12 protein-coding genes are annotated in these 14,954 nt (G+C 68.0%); 8 read left to right on the top strand and 4 right to left on the bottom strand.

Annotated elements, in window-relative coordinates; all coding sequences use genetic code 11:
- Positions 1–28: 28 nt before the first annotated feature.
- Positions 29–535 carry a hypothetical protein gene (locus tag IPK71_15555; protein ID MBK8215155.1) on the bottom strand — a complete coding sequence of 169 codons (507 nt, stop codon included), beginning with the start codon at positions 533–535 and terminating at the stop codon, positions 29–31.
- Between the two features lie 273 nt (positions 536–808).
- Between IPK71_15555 and IPK71_15550 the strand changes: the two genes are divergently transcribed.
- From IPK71_15550 to menD, 5 genes are all read left to right on the top strand, one after another.
- A complete protein-coding gene (locus tag IPK71_15550) occupies positions 809–2,596 on the top strand; it encodes a serine/threonine protein kinase (GenBank protein MBK8215154.1) in 1,788 nt (595 codons plus the stop codon).
- Positions 2,593–3,279 (top strand): hypothetical protein, encoded by a 687-nt coding sequence (locus IPK71_15545; protein MBK8215153.1) that lies wholly within the window; start codon positions 2,593–2,595, stop codon positions 3,277–3,279. The genes IPK71_15550 and IPK71_15545 overlap by 4 nt, the downstream gene beginning before the upstream one ends.
- Positions 3,280–3,288: 9 nt before the next feature.
- Entirely contained in the window at positions 3,289–4,422 is a 1,134-nt protein-coding gene (locus IPK71_15540) for a serine/threonine-protein phosphatase (GenBank protein MBK8215152.1), read from the top strand.
- A 115-nt stretch (positions 4,423–4,537) separates the two neighbouring features.
- On the top strand, positions 4,538–5,452 hold the full coding sequence (locus IPK71_15535; GenBank protein MBK8215151.1) for a 1,4-dihydroxy-2-naphthoyl-CoA synthase: 915 nt from the start codon (positions 4,538–4,540) through the stop codon (positions 5,450–5,452).
- A gap of 53 nt (positions 5,453–5,505) precedes the next feature.
- Positions 5,506–7,257, top strand: a complete 1,752-nt coding sequence (gene menD, locus IPK71_15530; protein ID MBK8215150.1) for a 2-succinyl-5-enolpyruvyl-6-hydroxy-3-cyclohexene-1-carboxylic-acid synthase — start codon at positions 5,506–5,508, stop codon at positions 7,255–7,257.
- Here menD and menC read toward each other — a convergent pair.
- Positions 7,244–8,356, bottom strand: a complete 1,113-nt coding sequence (gene menC, locus IPK71_15525) for an o-succinylbenzoate synthase (protein ID MBK8215149.1) — start codon at positions 8,354–8,356, stop codon at positions 7,244–7,246. The two genes, menD and menC, sit on opposite strands and share 14 nt — an antisense overlap.
- A gap of 7 nt (positions 8,357–8,363) precedes the next feature.
- Entirely contained in the window at positions 8,364–9,722 is a 1,359-nt protein-coding gene (locus IPK71_15520) for an FAD-dependent oxidoreductase (GenBank protein MBK8215148.1), read from the bottom strand.
- Between IPK71_15520 and IPK71_15515 the strand changes: the two genes are divergently transcribed.
- On the top strand, positions 9,721–11,157 hold the full coding sequence (locus IPK71_15515) for an AMP-binding protein (GenBank protein MBK8215147.1): 1,437 nt from the start codon (positions 9,721–9,723) through the stop codon (positions 11,155–11,157). The two genes, IPK71_15520 and IPK71_15515, sit on opposite strands and share 2 nt — an antisense overlap.
- 37 nt (positions 11,158–11,194) lie before the next feature.
- On the opposite strand, the gene IPK71_15510 is transcribed toward IPK71_15515, so the two are convergent.
- On the bottom strand, positions 11,195–11,422 hold the full coding sequence (locus IPK71_15510) for a hypothetical protein (GenBank protein MBK8215146.1): 228 nt from the start codon (positions 11,420–11,422) through the stop codon (positions 11,195–11,197).
- Positions 11,423–11,524: 102 nt separating this feature from the next.
- Here IPK71_15510 and IPK71_15505 point away from each other — a divergent pair, with 102 nt between their 5' ends.
- Both IPK71_15505 and IPK71_15500 read left to right on the top strand, forming a co-directional pair.
- Positions 11,525–12,913: an isochorismate synthase gene (locus IPK71_15505; GenBank protein MBK8215145.1), complete on the top strand. Its 1,389-nt coding sequence runs from the start codon at positions 11,525–11,527 to the stop codon at positions 12,911–12,913.
- A complete protein-coding gene (locus IPK71_15500; protein ID MBK8215144.1) occupies positions 12,910–14,886 on the top strand; it encodes a glycoside hydrolase family 3 C-terminal domain-containing protein in 1,977 nt (658 codons plus the stop codon). The genes IPK71_15505 and IPK71_15500 overlap by 4 nt, the downstream gene beginning before the upstream one ends.
- Positions 14,887–14,954: the final 68 nt, after the last annotated feature.

Here is a 14,954-nt window from a genome sequence, read left to right as displayed (position 1 = left end):
CAGGCTCGACGACACGCGCCGCCAGAGCTCACCCCCGGCCGAGCGCGCTCACGACGATGGCCGCGGCGATGGCGAAGAGCACCAACGCCACCACGAGGAACGGTAGGTTTCCCGCGAGCACGGAGGGAGCTTCGACGTCGGTCGTGGCCTCCGGGCGCGGCGGGGCTTCGGAGGGAGGCAGGAACCCACCCTGCGAGGAAGGGACGACCGGGGCGTCGAGCGCAGGACCCTCGAGGGAGGGGCGCGTGGGGCCCGTCGTGACGAGAATGGCCGTCTCGGCACGATCGTGGTCCCGAGCAGGGCCCATGGGCGGGAGCAGGTCGCGAGGGACGACCTCCGTGTGCGCCCGCGACTCCGTAAAGATGTCGTCGGCGCCGAGAGCCAAGGTTGAGCCGTCCTGTGGAGGATCGCTCTTGAGGCTCGCGAGCGTCCCACCGGTCGGAGCCTGGACCATGGTGGCCGCGCCCGCACGATCGCCAGCGTTTTCGCCTTCGAGCGAGGGAACCGGCCTATCCGTCGGCGTGTCGCTGGACACGTCTTCACCGTACCGTGCGGAGACGAAGCGGGTCAACCTCGCTCCGTCTCGATCACGTCCCTCGGAGGCGCCCGCGGCGAATGCACCCCACATGCACGCCGATGTGCGCGAGAAGGAGCGCGCCAAAATTGGCTCGCTCGCACGTGCGACGGCTTGCACGCGCCTTCGACGCCGAGATATCTTGAAATGGCGACCGTGGATGCCCAAAGCGGCCCCGCGAACGAACCCGGCCCCTGTGTGCTGGGTCTTTCTCGCCCCGACGGAGACTCCAACGTGAACGACCCCGCCTTTCCCCCGTCGCGCCAACTCCCGTCCGCCGCTCCGGCCGGTCCGCGCCACACCATGCTCGCCGAGCTCGGGCGCGGAGGCATGGCGACGGCGTACCTCGCCGCGGTCCAAGGGCCTGCGGGCTTCAACAAGCTCATCGTCGTGAAGCGCCTCCGGCCCGCGCTCGCGGAGGAGCCCGAATTCCTCCGCATGTTCATGGAAGAGGCACGGCTCTCGGCCCGGATCGACCACCCGAACGTGGTCCACACGAACGAGGTCGGATTCGACGGCGAGTACCACTACATCAGCATGGAGTACCTCGACGGGCAGTCCCTCGAGTCGGTCCTGCGCCGCGTCCTGAAGAACTCCCAAGTCCTGAAAGGCGGCGACGGTCCGCCTCCTTCGGATCCATCGGGCATCGGCATCGAGGAGGCGTTTCCGCTCAAGTTCCACCTGCTCGTGCTCATGCACTGCCTCCAGGGGCTCGATTTCGCGCACGAGCTGAAGGACTTCGACGGGAGCCCGCTCAACGTCGTGCACCGTGACGTGTCCCCGCACAACATCATGGTGACGTACGACGGCGCGGTGAAGGTGCTCGACTTCGGTATCGCCAAAGCGGCCGACTCGTCGGGAGACACCCGCACCGGCGTGATGAAGGGCAAATGCGCCTACATGCCCGCCGAGCAGTTCGGGGGAAAGTCGGTCGACCGGCGCGCCGATATCTTCGCGGTGGGCGTCATGATGTGGCAGGCCATCACCAACAAAAAGATGTGGAGGGGCCTCTCCGACGCGGAGATCTTCCAGCGCCTCGCGACGGGCCAGATCCCCACGGTGAGCAGCGTCAAACCCGACGTCGACCCTGCGCTCGAGGCGATCTGCATGAAGGCCCTCGCGGCCACGCCCGACGGCCGATACGCCACGTGCGTCGAATTTCAGACAGCAATCGAGGACTACGTCGCGGCCCACCCGTCCCTGCGCGCTTCGACGCGTGAGCTCGGGAAGTACGTGAGCGACCTCTTCTCCGAGGATCGGACCCGAATTCGAGGCATCATCGAGGCCCAGCTCGGAAAAGAGGGAAAGGGCGCGTCGTCCAAGCGCGCCACGTCGCTCCCGCAGCTCGCGATCGGCGGCGGCACACCGACGAACGCGTCGGCGTCGTTCGAGATCAACATCCCGACCGGGACGGACTCCATCGCCGCTCCGCAGAGCGTCTCATCCGTGGCTCCCCCCGCAGCGCCGAAGAGCAAAATGGCGCTTTACGGGGCGATCGCCGCGGCGGCCGTCGTCGCGATCGCGGCCGCGGCGATCTTGGGAAACCGAAAGGCCGGTCCCACGGTTTCGACGGAGCCACCACCGACCGCCGCACCGCCACCTTCGGCAGCCCCCGCGGGGGACGCCATGAGCGCGATCACCATCACCGTGAAGCCGGCCGAGGCGAAGGTATACTTCGACGACGCGCTCCTCGGGAGCAGCCCGGCGTCGGGGACCTTCAAGAGAGACGGCGCGAAGCACAGGCTGCGCGTCGAGGCCGCAGGGTACAACCCGCACAACGAGTGGGTCGTGCTCGACAGCGGAAAGCTGAGCCTCGACGTGAGCCTCGAGCGAGAGGCCCCCGGAAAGAAGCCCGCCCCCGTCTGGTACCCACCGCACGCGACCGCGCCCGCCGCTTCGGGGGCTCAAGTCGCGACGGCCGCGCCTCCGCCTCCGCCTACACCGGCCACCACGCCGGCAACCACCCCGACCAAAAAGCCGGGCCTCGACACCGGTGATCCCTGGGCTCCTCCGAAGAAATGAGCCGTCCGTGGACGCCAACGCTGCGCTCGAAGCGAGGCACGACGTTGCCTTCGCCGAAGCTCGCGCCACGGCCCTTGGCGGTCACCCGACCCTCTCCCGGGGGGCGAGCCGCTTCGTCCGCCGCGGGGCCGAAACGCGCCGATACGGCGGGGGCAAGGGCGGCTAGGCCGACCTGGGGGAGCGCGATCCTCGGGTTCGTCGTCGCCGTCACCGTGGTCGTCTCGGGATTCTTGATTGGCAAAATGACCTCGCCCTCGAGCCGACCCGCGGCGGCCACCACGGCTCCCGCAGCCTCTGTCTCGCCGAGCGCCCTCCCGATCGACGTGACCGCGCTGTTCGTTCGTGCCACGCCGGCGGACGCTGTCCTCTATGTCGACGACGCGCCACTCGCCGACAACCCGGCCCGCGCGCCATATCCGCGCGACGGGCGTCAACACACGGTCCGCGCCGAGGCCCCTGGGCACACGCCGAAGGAGATCTCGGTCGCTTTCGACAGCCCCTCGCTCGCCGTCGACATCGCGCTCGACGCCGAACCAAAGGTCCCCTCGCCCTCCGCTCACAAGGGCGCAACGCCCGCACGGCCTCACGGCGCACCGTCGCTGGCCACGGTCGTCGCCCCGAGCGGCGAGCCGTCGTCACGCAAGAAGCCCCCGCTCGACACCACAGACCCCTGGCAACGCTAAGAGAACCACGTGCCCATCACGCCCATCATCGTCATCGCCGGGATCGTGCTGCTCGTCGCCGTCGTGCTCATGGCGCGAGAGGTGTCCAAGACGCGGCGAGAGAACGAGGCCATGAAAGCCGAGGCGGCGCGCGCCAAGTCGGCCAAGGCCGAGGCCGCCCCGAAGAAAGCGGTCCCCAAAGCGCCGGACGTCCCCTCCACGGTCGAAGAAGACGACGAGGACGTCACCAAGGTCGGAGCGACCCCCAAGCGACCTCTCCCGACGCTCTCGTCCGCCGACGGCGAAGAGGAGAAGGTGGCGAGCGAGTCACGAGCCGTCGTCGTATACGAAGAGAACGCCGACGCCGACGAGCCGACCGGTCCTGTCGATTTGATTTTGGTGTCGGCCTCCGGCCAAACCGACTGTGGTCTCAAGCGCCGAAAAAACGAGGATAGCCTCCTCATAAGCCGCCAACACTCGCTCTTCGTCGTCGCCGACGGGATGGGCGGCTACGGAGGGGGCGACATCGCGAGCAAGCTCGCCGTCGAGACCATCCAAAAGTCGTTCGATCGCGCTGACTTCCACTTCGACGTGGCGCGCCGGGACGTGCCCAAGAAAGCCCTCGAGCTCTCCTCGGCCATCGAATCCGCGAACGCCGTGGTCTTCGGGGAGGCGAACCGTAACTCGGAGCTCCACGGCATGGGGACGACGGTGATCGGGGCCCGTTTCTCCGAGCGAAAGCAGCGGGTCTTCATCGCCCACGTCGGAGACAGCCGGTGCTACAGGTGGCGGAGGGGAAACCTCCGACTGCTCACCGTGGACCATACCCTCGCCGCGCGTGGAGTGGAGGGCCCGATGGCCGCCCATATTCGCCGCGCGGTCGGCATCGCCCCTCAGGTCAAGGTCGACATCTTGGTCGATAAGCCTCTCCCCGGGGACATCTACTTGCTTTGCTCGGACGGCCTCACGAAGATGGTCGACGACACGGTCATCGAGGGCATCGTCACCGAGAACGCCAAAGACCTCGATCGAACCATCAGCGAGCTCATCACTCGCGCCAACGCCGCGGGCGGAAAAGACAATACGACCGTCGTGCTCATCGGCGTAAACGAGGGGCCAAGAGCGCAGGTCGGCGCCCCCTCGAGCGCCTCCGCCTCCGCCTGAGCCTCACCCGTTTACGCCGAACGCTTACACCTAGGCCCCTGACGACGTCCCCTCGAACGACGCCACGCGACGACGCGCGCGCACCGCTGCGCGCCCAACCACGAAAGAGCGCGCCATGGAACACAAGAGCCCGGTCTCGACCACCTTCGACCCCTCACGATGGACTCAAGTCCCCGGGTTCGAGTCGTTCACCGACATCACGTACCACAGGTCCGTCGAGCATGGCACGGTGCGCATCGCCTTCAATAGGCCCGAGGTCCGCAACGCATTCCGCCCGAAGACCGTCGACGAGCTCTACGAGACGCTCGAGCACGCGCGAAAGACGACCGACGTCGGCTGCGTGCTCGTCACCGGGAACGGCCCCTCGCCGAAGGACGGCGGCTGGGCCTTCTGCTCGGGCGGAGACCAGCGCATCCGCGGAAAACACGGCTACCAATACGAGGGCGCGGACGGCAAGCCGGTCGACGTAGGCGCCGCGGGGCGCTTGCACATCCTCGAGGTGCAGCGGCTGATTCGCTTCATGCCGAAGGTGGTGATCGCCGTCGTCCCCGGGTGGGCGGTGGGTGGTGGCCACAGCTTGCACGTCGTGTGCGACCTCACGATCGCGAGCAAAGAGCACGCGATCTTCAAGCAGACCGACCCCGACGTCGCCAGCTTCGATTCGGCGTACGGCTCGGGCCTCCTCGCCCATCAGGTCGGTCAGAAACGAGGGAGGGAGATCTTCTTCATCGGCCTCGACTACAGCGCCCAAGAGGCGTTCGACATGGGCATGGTCAACGCCGTGGTCCCCCACGCGGAGCTCGAGAGCTTCGCCCTCGGGTGGGCGAAGGCGATCAACTCGAAATCGCCGACGGCGATGAAGATGCTCAAATACGGGTTCAATTTGCCCGACGACGGCATGGTCGGGACGCAGCTCTTCATGGGCGAGGCGTGCAGGCTCGCCTACGGAACCGAAGAGGCCGACGAAGGCAGGCGAGCGTTCGTCGAGAAGCGAAAGCCGGACTTCGCGAAGTTCCCCTGGCGCTACTGACCGAAGAACGCACGAGTCCGCGCGAAGCTCGCTCCCTGTCCGCACGAGGGTCCATGATCGCCAAGAATGCTCTCACCGAGGCCTCGCGCCTCCTCCTCGCGACGCTCGCAGACGCGGGGGTGGAGGACGTGGTCGTGAGCCCCGGCTCGCGGTCGACGCCGCTCGTGGTCGCGGCCGTGCGCGAGCCTCGCCTCCGTTGCCATAGCGTCATCGACGAGCGGAGCGCGGCGTTCTTCGCGCTGGGCCAGGCGCGCGTGACGGGGAGGGCCAGCGTGCTCGTTTGCACTTCGGGGACGGCGCTCGTGCACTACCTCCCCGCCATGGTCGAGGCCTGCCTCACGGGGGTGCCCATGCTGGTGCTGTCGGCGGACCGACCGCACGAGCTCCAGAGTGGGCACGCTCCGCAGACCATCGATCAGGTCAAGGTCTTCGGAGAGTACACGCGCGCGTCCTACGACCTCCCCGCTCCCGACGGCACGCGCTCGTGGCTCCTCGGGGCGCGACGGTTGGCCATGCAGGCCGTAATGACGGCGCACGATCCCCGACCCGGCCCCGTGCACCTGAACTTCCGCGCGCGAAAACCGCTCGAGCCGAAGGGCCCCGAGGGCACCGAGGAGCTCGCGCTCGTCGCCGAGGTCGACGCGATCCTCGCTCGGCCCATCCCTGTCCCCGGGCGCTCGAGGAGAACGCCGAACGAAGCCGCCGTCGCGCGCGCTCGACAGCGAATCCGGGGCGCCGAGCGCGGAATCATCGTGTGCGGTCCGAGCCTCCCGGCGCGAGCCCTCGAGCGCGACGCCATCTTCGGTCTCTCTCGGGCAACGAGCTTCCCCGTCTATACCGAGGCGACGAGCCAGCTCCGCTACGGCGAGCTGCCGTCCGGCGCGATCCGCGTCGCACACCTCGACTTGGTCCTCCGGGCGCTCTCTCGGGCCGAGCTCCCCGACCTCGTCATCCAAGTAGGACTCCCTCCTACCTTCGAAGTCCTCCCGAAGCTCGAGACCCTGGGAGTCACGCCTTCGCTCGTTGTCCTGTCGGAGGACGACTTCTGCGATCCTTCGGGCCTCGCCAACGACGTCCTCTTCGGGGACATCGGCGAGACCTGTCGCCTCCTCGGCGAGGGCCTCGGAGAGCCGCGCCCGTCCTCCTTCGGTGCGATCGACGCGCAGGTCTCCCGCGTGATGAGGTCCGAGGTCGAGAGAGAGCCCTTCGCCGAAGGGGCAGCCGTGCGCGTGCTCGTCGAGAGCATGGGCGCGAACGACACGCTCGTCGTCGGCAACAGCTTGGCGGTTCGCGCCCTCGACACGTACACCGACGTGGGAGGCCCCGCGCTCCGGGTCGTGTCGCAGCGGGGAGCGAGCGGCATCGACGGGAACGTCGCCCTCGCAGCCGGTGTGTCGAAGTCGCTCGGCGGCCGAACGACCCTGCTCTGCGGCGACGTGACCCTCCTGCACGACGTCGGGACCTTCGTGCAGGCACGCTCGCTCGTCGCGGACCTTCGGATCGTCTTGCTGAACAACGGCGGCGGCCGGATCTTCGAGCAGCTCCCGATCGTCGGGGTGAAGGGCCTCGAGCGCGACGTGCTCGACCTCACGCTCACCCCTCACTCCACCGATTTCTCCGGGGTCGCGGCGTCCGCCGGAGCGAGGCACGTCCGAGTCACGAGCCGCGACGCACTCCGCGACGCCCTCTCCGCCCCACCTTCCGGCCTCGAGCTCGTCGAGGTCGTGCTCGAGCCGAGCGGCGCGATCGCCCAGAGTCGCCGCCTTTGGCAGGCTATCGACGCGGCGAAGCTCACTCCGGGGTGAACGTGCGCGAACGAACGGTCCTCGCGGCGACGCGCTCCTCGACGGGGCGGTAGCCGATCCCCGGGCGATCGGGCACGGCGATCGCGCCGCGGTCCGCGCGAATCTCGGGCTCGACGAGATCCTCGGTGAAGTACTTGTCGAACCCCGAGATGTCGCCCGGAATGCTGAACCCAGGGAGAGACGAGATCGCGATGTTGGCAGCGCGCCCTACCCCGTAGTCGTGCATGCCCCCGCACCACACGGGCACGTCGGCCGCGTGGAAAAGGTCGTGGATGGCCTTGGCCTCGAGCAGCCCCCCGACACGAGCGACCTTGATGTTCACGATCTTGCAGGAGCCGAGCGCGAGCGCGGTCTTGGCGTCGTTCAGGGACCGAATGCTCTCGTCGAGGCAGACGGGGGTCGCGATGAGGCTCTGGAGCTTCGCGTGATCGACGAAGTCGTCGTATGCGAGGGGCTGCTCGATCATGGTGAGACCGAACTCGTCGAGAGCGCGCAGAGCGTCGACGTCGGCCAGGGTGTACGCCGAGTTCGCGTCGGCCATGATGGGCAGATCGGGGAAGCGCCTCCGCACCCCCTCGATGACCTTCACGTCCTTTCCAGGGGCGATCTTGAGCTTCACGCGGCGGTACCCTTGCGCCACGTAGTCGTCGATGAGCTCGTAGAGGCGGGCCTCCTCTTCCATGCCGAGCGCCACACCGGAGGTTATCTCCGTCCGCGTACCGCCGAGCGCGCTGGCGAGCGAGACGCCCTTGGCCTGAGTCACGACGTCCCACGCCGCAGCCTCGAGACCGGCCTTCGCGAACGTGTTCCCCTTCACGACGGAGTAGAGCCGGCGAAACTCCTCGACGGTCGAGAACGTCTTTCCGAGCACCTTGGGGACGAGGAAGTCCGACAGCATTCCCCAAGCCAGATCGGTCGTCTCGCCGAGGTAGTAGGGGTCGTTAGTGGTCGAGACCTCGCCCCACCCCACGACGTCTCCGGAGCGGAGGCGCACGAGGATGTGGAGGAGCTCGTCGGCGCCGTGCGTGCTCGCCCGAAACGGAACGACGAGACGCATGCGTACGATGGAGAGGCGAACCTCGTCGACTTTGAAGGTCATCGTGCCATCATCCAAGATTGGCACCTCGGTCGACAAGGGCAGACTGAAGGCTCCCCACGTCGACCGAGCCGACAGGGCACCCGCTCTCGAGGGAGAGGGCGGACGCGACCCCGGCGGCCTCCCCCATTTGGTAACAAGGACCCGAGACCCGGAGGGAGGCCTGACCATCCTGCGTCGTCGACGCACAGCGGCCGGCGACGAGGAGGTTCGTCACCCCATCCGGAACCATCGCTCGAAATGGAATCTGGTGGTAGCCGGCCTCGTCGAGCCACTGCCAGTCGACGTCTCCGCGCACGTGCCGCTCGACCGGCCACCCGTTCACACCGATGCTGTCGGTGAAGCGCCTACAGCGCAGGACGTCCTCCCCGGTGAGCACGTACGCGCCGACGATGCGGCGCGTCTCACGAACACCAATTTGCGGTGCGATATCGAGAAGATACGCCTTCTCGAAGCCCGGGAGATCCGAGCGGAGGAAGTCGAAGAGCTCGAGGACCTGGCGGCGCCCTTCCACCTCGGCGTAGCGGAGATGGGCGTGGCGTGTGGCATCGAGTGGGCCACCATCGAAGGAGATTTGGGTCGCGTTGACGCGCCACTCCGAGTCGTGCGGTTGCGGGTTGACGTACGCCGCGACACGAGGGAACCGAACGCCGGTCCGCGCGGCATAGGCCGCCATCTTCTCCCGAATTTTCGGCTTGCCTTCGGCCTTCGCGCGCGGACCGTCGACGTTGCCTACGCGGAACATCAGTGTGGGATACGCGAGATAGCCGGAGTCGATGCCGTTCTCGGTGCGCACCCCCGCCCACGTCGCGAGGTCGGCGTCGCCCGAGGCGTCCACGAACGTCTTCCCCGCGAGGAACCCGCGCCCCGACTTGGTCTCGATGAAGAGGCCCGACAAGCCCCCGTCCCGCACCGCGCAGCCGACCGCCAGCGCGTGCAGGTGAAGCTCGACCTTGGCCTTCACCAGCAACTCGTCGAGGAGGCAACGGTAGACGGCGGCGTCGTACGCCACCGCGAGCGTCTTCCCGAGGACCGAGTGAGGGGTGGCGAGCGCATCGCGACGCCGCAGGCCTTCGAGGACCCGATCCGCGAAGCCGTGGACGACCTGGCGGACGTCGCCTCCGACATTGGCATACAGACCACAGAAGTTGCTCACCGAGGCGGCCGTGGCCATGCCCCCGAGGAAGCCATAACGCTCGACCAGAGCGACCTTCAGGCCACGTTCGGCCCCGGCCAACGCCGCAGACACCCCGGAGGGGCCGCCGCCCAGCACCACGAGATCGAACGATCCCAGGACAGGCGTCGTCTTGGGCTCCTCGACGACGAAGCCAAGGTTGGCGCGATCGCGAACGTCGGTATACGAGGCCATGAGTCACGTTACCATGGTCTTCGGGTACACCTTGAGCACGAACGCATGGTACTTCGACTCCACCTACGACGACCTGGCCTCGCCCTGCATCGTCACGGCCGGCGGGCTCATGAGCTTCGGCGAGGCCGCCGCCCGGGCTCGACGCCTGAGGGCGTTCATCACCTCGCGTCTGCCTGACGCTCCGTCTCACGAGCCTGCGCGCGTCGCCTATGTGGCGCACCCCGACCCCGACGTACACGTCCTGTTCCTCGCGTTGTTCGGCATGGGGCTCACCGCGGTGCCGCTGCATCCGAAGCTGACACGCGCGGAGGTCGACGTGCTCTCTTCGGTCGCGCGGCCCGACCTCGTGCTCGACGCCGACGAGATCGCCCGCGCGGCAGACGACACGAGCTACGACTCGGGCGGCCCCGAGAGAGCGCCCGCGCCGGATCCCGAATCGCCGGCGACCATCGTCTTCACGTCGGGGACGACGGGGCGCCCGAAGGGTGCCTTGCTGTCACGACGCGCGTTCCTGGCGTCAGCTCGCGCGAGCGCGCAGGTCCTCGGCTGGCAGCCAGACGATCGATGGTTCTTGTGCATGCCGCTCGCTCACGTCGGAGGCCTCGGGGTGCTCGTGCGGTGCCTGCTCGCCAAGAAGTCCGTGATTCACTTCGGGAGGCGGGCCTTCGAACCGAGGAGCGCGCTCGACCTCATGGAAACGAGCGGCGCGACGATCGCGTCCCTCGTGCCGACCATGCTCGCGAGGTTCGTCGAGGCGAACGCGTCACCGAACCGAGCGCTGAGGATCGCGCTCCTCGGCGGCGCGGCGGCCTCGCCGGCGCTCGTCGAGAAGGGGCGCGCCCTCGGCTGGCCACTGGTCGTCACGTACGGGCTCACGGAGGCGTGCTCGCACGTGACCCTCGGGGGAACGTCGGACACGGGTCGACACGTCGGCACGCCGATCCCGGGGACGGAGGTGCGCATCGTCGACGAGCAGATCACCGTGCGCAGCGCCACGCTGTTCTCCGGGTACGTCGACCAAGGCCCGCTGCAGCTCGACGTCGACGGCTTCTATGCGACCGGAGATCTCGGCGAGATCGACGGCGAAGGGCGACTCGCCATCCACGCGCGGCGCACGGACCTCGTCGTCACGGGCGGCGAGAACGTCTACCCACGCGAGGTCGAGCTCCTCGTCGAGGAGATCCATGGCGTGAGGGAGGCCGCGGTGTTCGGAGTACCCGACGAGACCTGGGGGCAAATCGTGGCCCTCGCCGTCGTGATCGAACCAGGAGGGCCCGACCTCGCCTCGATCGTGGCGCGCCTCAAAGAACGTACGGCCCCCCACAAGAGGCCCCGCTTGGGAGCCGTCGTCGAAGCTCTCCCGACGAACACCCTCGGGAAGCTCGTGCGCCCAAGGCTGTCAGAGATCGTCCCAAGATTGGAGCGCCTCTCCTAAGCGGGCGCGAGTCCGGTCAGGGGCTCCGGCTTCCGCCTCAGGGAAGACCCTCGTCGAGCTCTCGTGCGATGCGCATGGTGGCGAGGTCGAGGTCGACGGCGAGGCTCGTTTCTTCGATGGCCGAGAGGATTCCGAGCCGGGCCAAATGGCGCGCCTTTCGCGCTGCGGCTCGGAGCTCGAGGACCCGCGGTACCCCCGGGAGCTCTCCGAGCCGAGCCACGAGGGCGTCGAGGGCGTCGTCGTGAGGAGGAGGCGAAGACGACATTTTGTATACTTCTCCCAACGGTAACTTTACTCTTTCAGATCGATGTTGTCATCCACGGATACGCCCTCGGTACGAGCGGTCATGAACCGAAGCGAGACAATCTTGGCTTCCTCCGATTCTGGGGGGCCGGGGACCATCCGCATCGTCTCTTTCGAGGCACCGCTCGTCTCGCTCGAGCACGTGCTCGAGGGCGCGTTCTTGGCCAATGGCGTGATCTGGAACGACCCAGCGCTGGAGCGAGGGTTCGCTGGCTTCGGCCAGGCCCATCGCGTGAGCGCGACCGGTGCGGGGCGCTTCGACGCCCTCGCAGACGCTCACACACGCCTACCTCCACTCCTTCGGTTCGGCGACGCGGTCCCGGACGACCTCGACGTCCGCTACTTCGGCGGGGCAGCGTTCCTGCCCGGCGCCGCGAATGACGAGCCGTGGGAGGCGTTCGGAGACGCCGACTTTCGACTCCCGCGGTTTCTCTATGCCCGCTCCGCAGAGCGAGCGTTCCTCCACGCCGCGATCGCGCACGACGAAGCGGCGAGCGCGGCGGCTCGCGAGATCGCTGGCGTATGGGCGCACCTCCTCGAGGCCGAATCCGCCCAGACGGAGGCCGAGGTCGTGCCCGCCGCAGCGGTTCACATGACGCCCATCGACGCTTGGATCCCGTACATCGAGACCATCCGCCGAACGCTCGTCTCCGGGGCGTTTCACAAGCTCGTGGCTCATCGACGCACGCTCGTCGAAATCGGGCGCGCCACGACCGACCTCTCCGTGCTTCGACGGCTCAGGCACGAGATGTCCACCTCGCTGCGCTTCGCCTTCCGGCGGGGAGACGCCACGTTCCTCGGGGCCACGCCGGAGACGCTTTTCAGGCTCGAGCGCGGAAAGCTCCACACGGAGGCGCTCGCCGGGACGCTCCGCTCGGCAGGCACCGACGCCCCTCGCCTAGAAGCTCAGAGCAATCGCCTCATGGCGAGCCCGAAGGACATGCACGAGCACAAGCTCGTCGTCGATCAGATCGACGAGTGTCTGCGCCCCCTCTGCGATGAGGTCGACCACGCGAGCAGCCCGGGGATCAAGAAGGTTCGCAATATCCTGCACCTCAACACGCCCATCGAGGCCGTCGCTCGGTCGGGTGTCGGGTGGCCCTCGTTCCTCGCGGCGCTCCACCCCACCCCGGCGGTCGGTGGCCTCCCGAAGGCGAACGCCGCCGAGTGGCTCGCCGCACACGAGTCGACTGCCCGAGGCTGGTACGCCTCGCCCATCGGGTGGTTCACGCCGAGCGGCTCGGCGCACTTCGCCGTGGCGCTGCGGTGCGGCGTGCTCGCCTACCCCAACGCCTACCTCTATTCGGGTGCCGGCATCGTACCCGACTCGAGCCCGATCGACGAATACACGGAGACGTCGCTGAAGCTCATGCCCATGCTCACGGCGCTCTCCGTCGAGACAGCCACGTTGAGGAGCACCTTTTTGCCGGGCGCGCTCGGCATGCGCCCATGAGGCGCGCGCTCGTCGTCGCGCTCGCGGGTGCGGCCCTCGTCACCACCGGGTGCCGGCACGAGCCCGTCACGGTTGTGCACGTCGCCGCGCCGGCCCAACCCCGTATCACGTCGAGGGACGTGAAGCGGATCGTCGTGGACGGATTGACGTTCCGCGATCTCGATCGGAGCGGGTCCCTCACCCCGTACGAGGACTGGCGCCGTCCGACCGAGGAGCGCGTGACCGACTTGATCGGACGTATGTCCCTCGACGAGAAGGCCGGGCTCCTGCTCCACCCGATGGTCCGCGGGTTTTCGGGGCCACGCGGAGAGATTCTTCCGTCGCCTTCGGGGAGCAAGCCGCGAGTCCCGGAGGTGCCCTATCTGAAGACGATCCCGCCCCTCGACGACCTGCCCCCGGATCGCCTCGTCCGAGAGCGGCACGTTCGTTGGCTGCTGCTCCCCGCGCGTCAGGAGCCGCCCGAGACGACCGCACGGTACTCGAACGAAATCCAAGCCGCGGCAGAGCGTACGAGGCTCGGGATCCCTGCGATCCTGAGCAGCGATCCACGCCACACGAAGGCCGCATGGCACCCCAAGGACCCCGTCCCCGCGCACATCTCGCGATGGCCCTACCCTATCGGCCTCGCGGCCCTACGTGACCCGCACCTCGTCGAGCGCTTCGGGCGGATCGCCGCGCACGAGTACCGGGCCCTCGGGCTCCACGTCGCGCTCTCCCCGAGCGCCGACATCGCGACCGAGCCTCGCTGGAACCGCATCGAGCACACCTTCGGAGAGGACCCCGAGCTCGTCGGGACCATGGTCGAGGCCTACGTGCGCGGCTTCCAGGGCGCGAAGCTTGGTCCCGCGAGCGTCGCCACGGTCACGAAGCACTTCCCAGGCAACGGCCCCATGAAAGGTGGGTACGACTCCCACAACCACTACGGAAAGTGGCAAACGTACCCTGGGGGCCAGCTCTCGCTCCACGAGAAGCCCTTCACGCGCGCCATCGCCGCAGGGACGGCCGGCATCATGCCCGGGTACGGCATCGCCGAGGGCTTCGATACCGTGGGCATGGGCTTCTCCCGCGTCATCGTGACGGACCACCTTCGCAAGGGGCTGGGCTTCACGGGGCTCGTCGTGACGGATTGGCTCCACTACATGCCGTGGGGGCTCGAAGAGACGCCGCGTGAAGCGCTCCGGCAGCGGATCTTCGAAGCGGGGTGCGACCAACTCGGAGACGACAACGAAACGAGCGGCATCGTAGCGTTGGTGCGGTCGGGAAAGCTGCCCGAGTCCCGTATCGATGAATCGGCCCGGCGTGTCCTGCGCATCATGTTCGACCTCGGCGTGTTCGAGAGCCCGTTCGTGGACGAAGCGGTGGCCGCGCGAGAGGTGGGGCGCCCGGACTTCGTCGCGGAGGGCCTTCGAGCCCAAGCGGAGTCGGTGGTCGTGCTCGCGAACCCGAACCGAATCCTCCCGCTCGGCCGAAACTTCAAGCTGCACGCCCCCGGCCTCGACCCGGCCGAGCTCATCGAGCGGGGGTACGTCCCTAGCGACCTCGCGAATTGCGACGCCGTCGTCGTCAAAATCGACACACCCTACGTCACACGAAAGGACGGGACTTCGTTCTTTCGCGTGACTCGCGAAGGAGCGCTATCCTACATTGGCGCCGACAACGAGTCAGAACTATCCAACGTGGCCAAACTGGCTACCACCGGGAGGCGTGTCGTCGTGCTCGTTCACATGGAGCGCCCGGGGATTCTGACCGAGCTCGTCGAGATCCGCCCGCCCGTGGCGATCCTCGCGCACTTCGGCTCGAACGACGGCCCCTTGATTGACGTAGTCACCGGCCGCGTCCCTCCGAAGGGGCGCCTGCCGTTCCACCTTCCACGCACCTCGACCTCGGTCGACGCGCAACGCGAAGACGTGCCGTTCGACCTGGCGGACCCGCTCTTCCGCTTCGGGTTCGGGCTCGCACTCGAGCCCCGATGACGAATCAGACTTCGACGACCATGGTGTACAACCTGTCCTTGGTTCCCAACATGCGAGCGCAGCCCCGG

This window comes from Myxococcales bacterium (genome assembly GCA_016712525.1).
Classification (GTDB): Bacteria; Myxococcota_A; Polyangia; order Polyangiales; family Polyangiaceae; genus JAAFHV01.
This window is presented reverse-complemented; position numbering and strand designations above follow the sequence as displayed.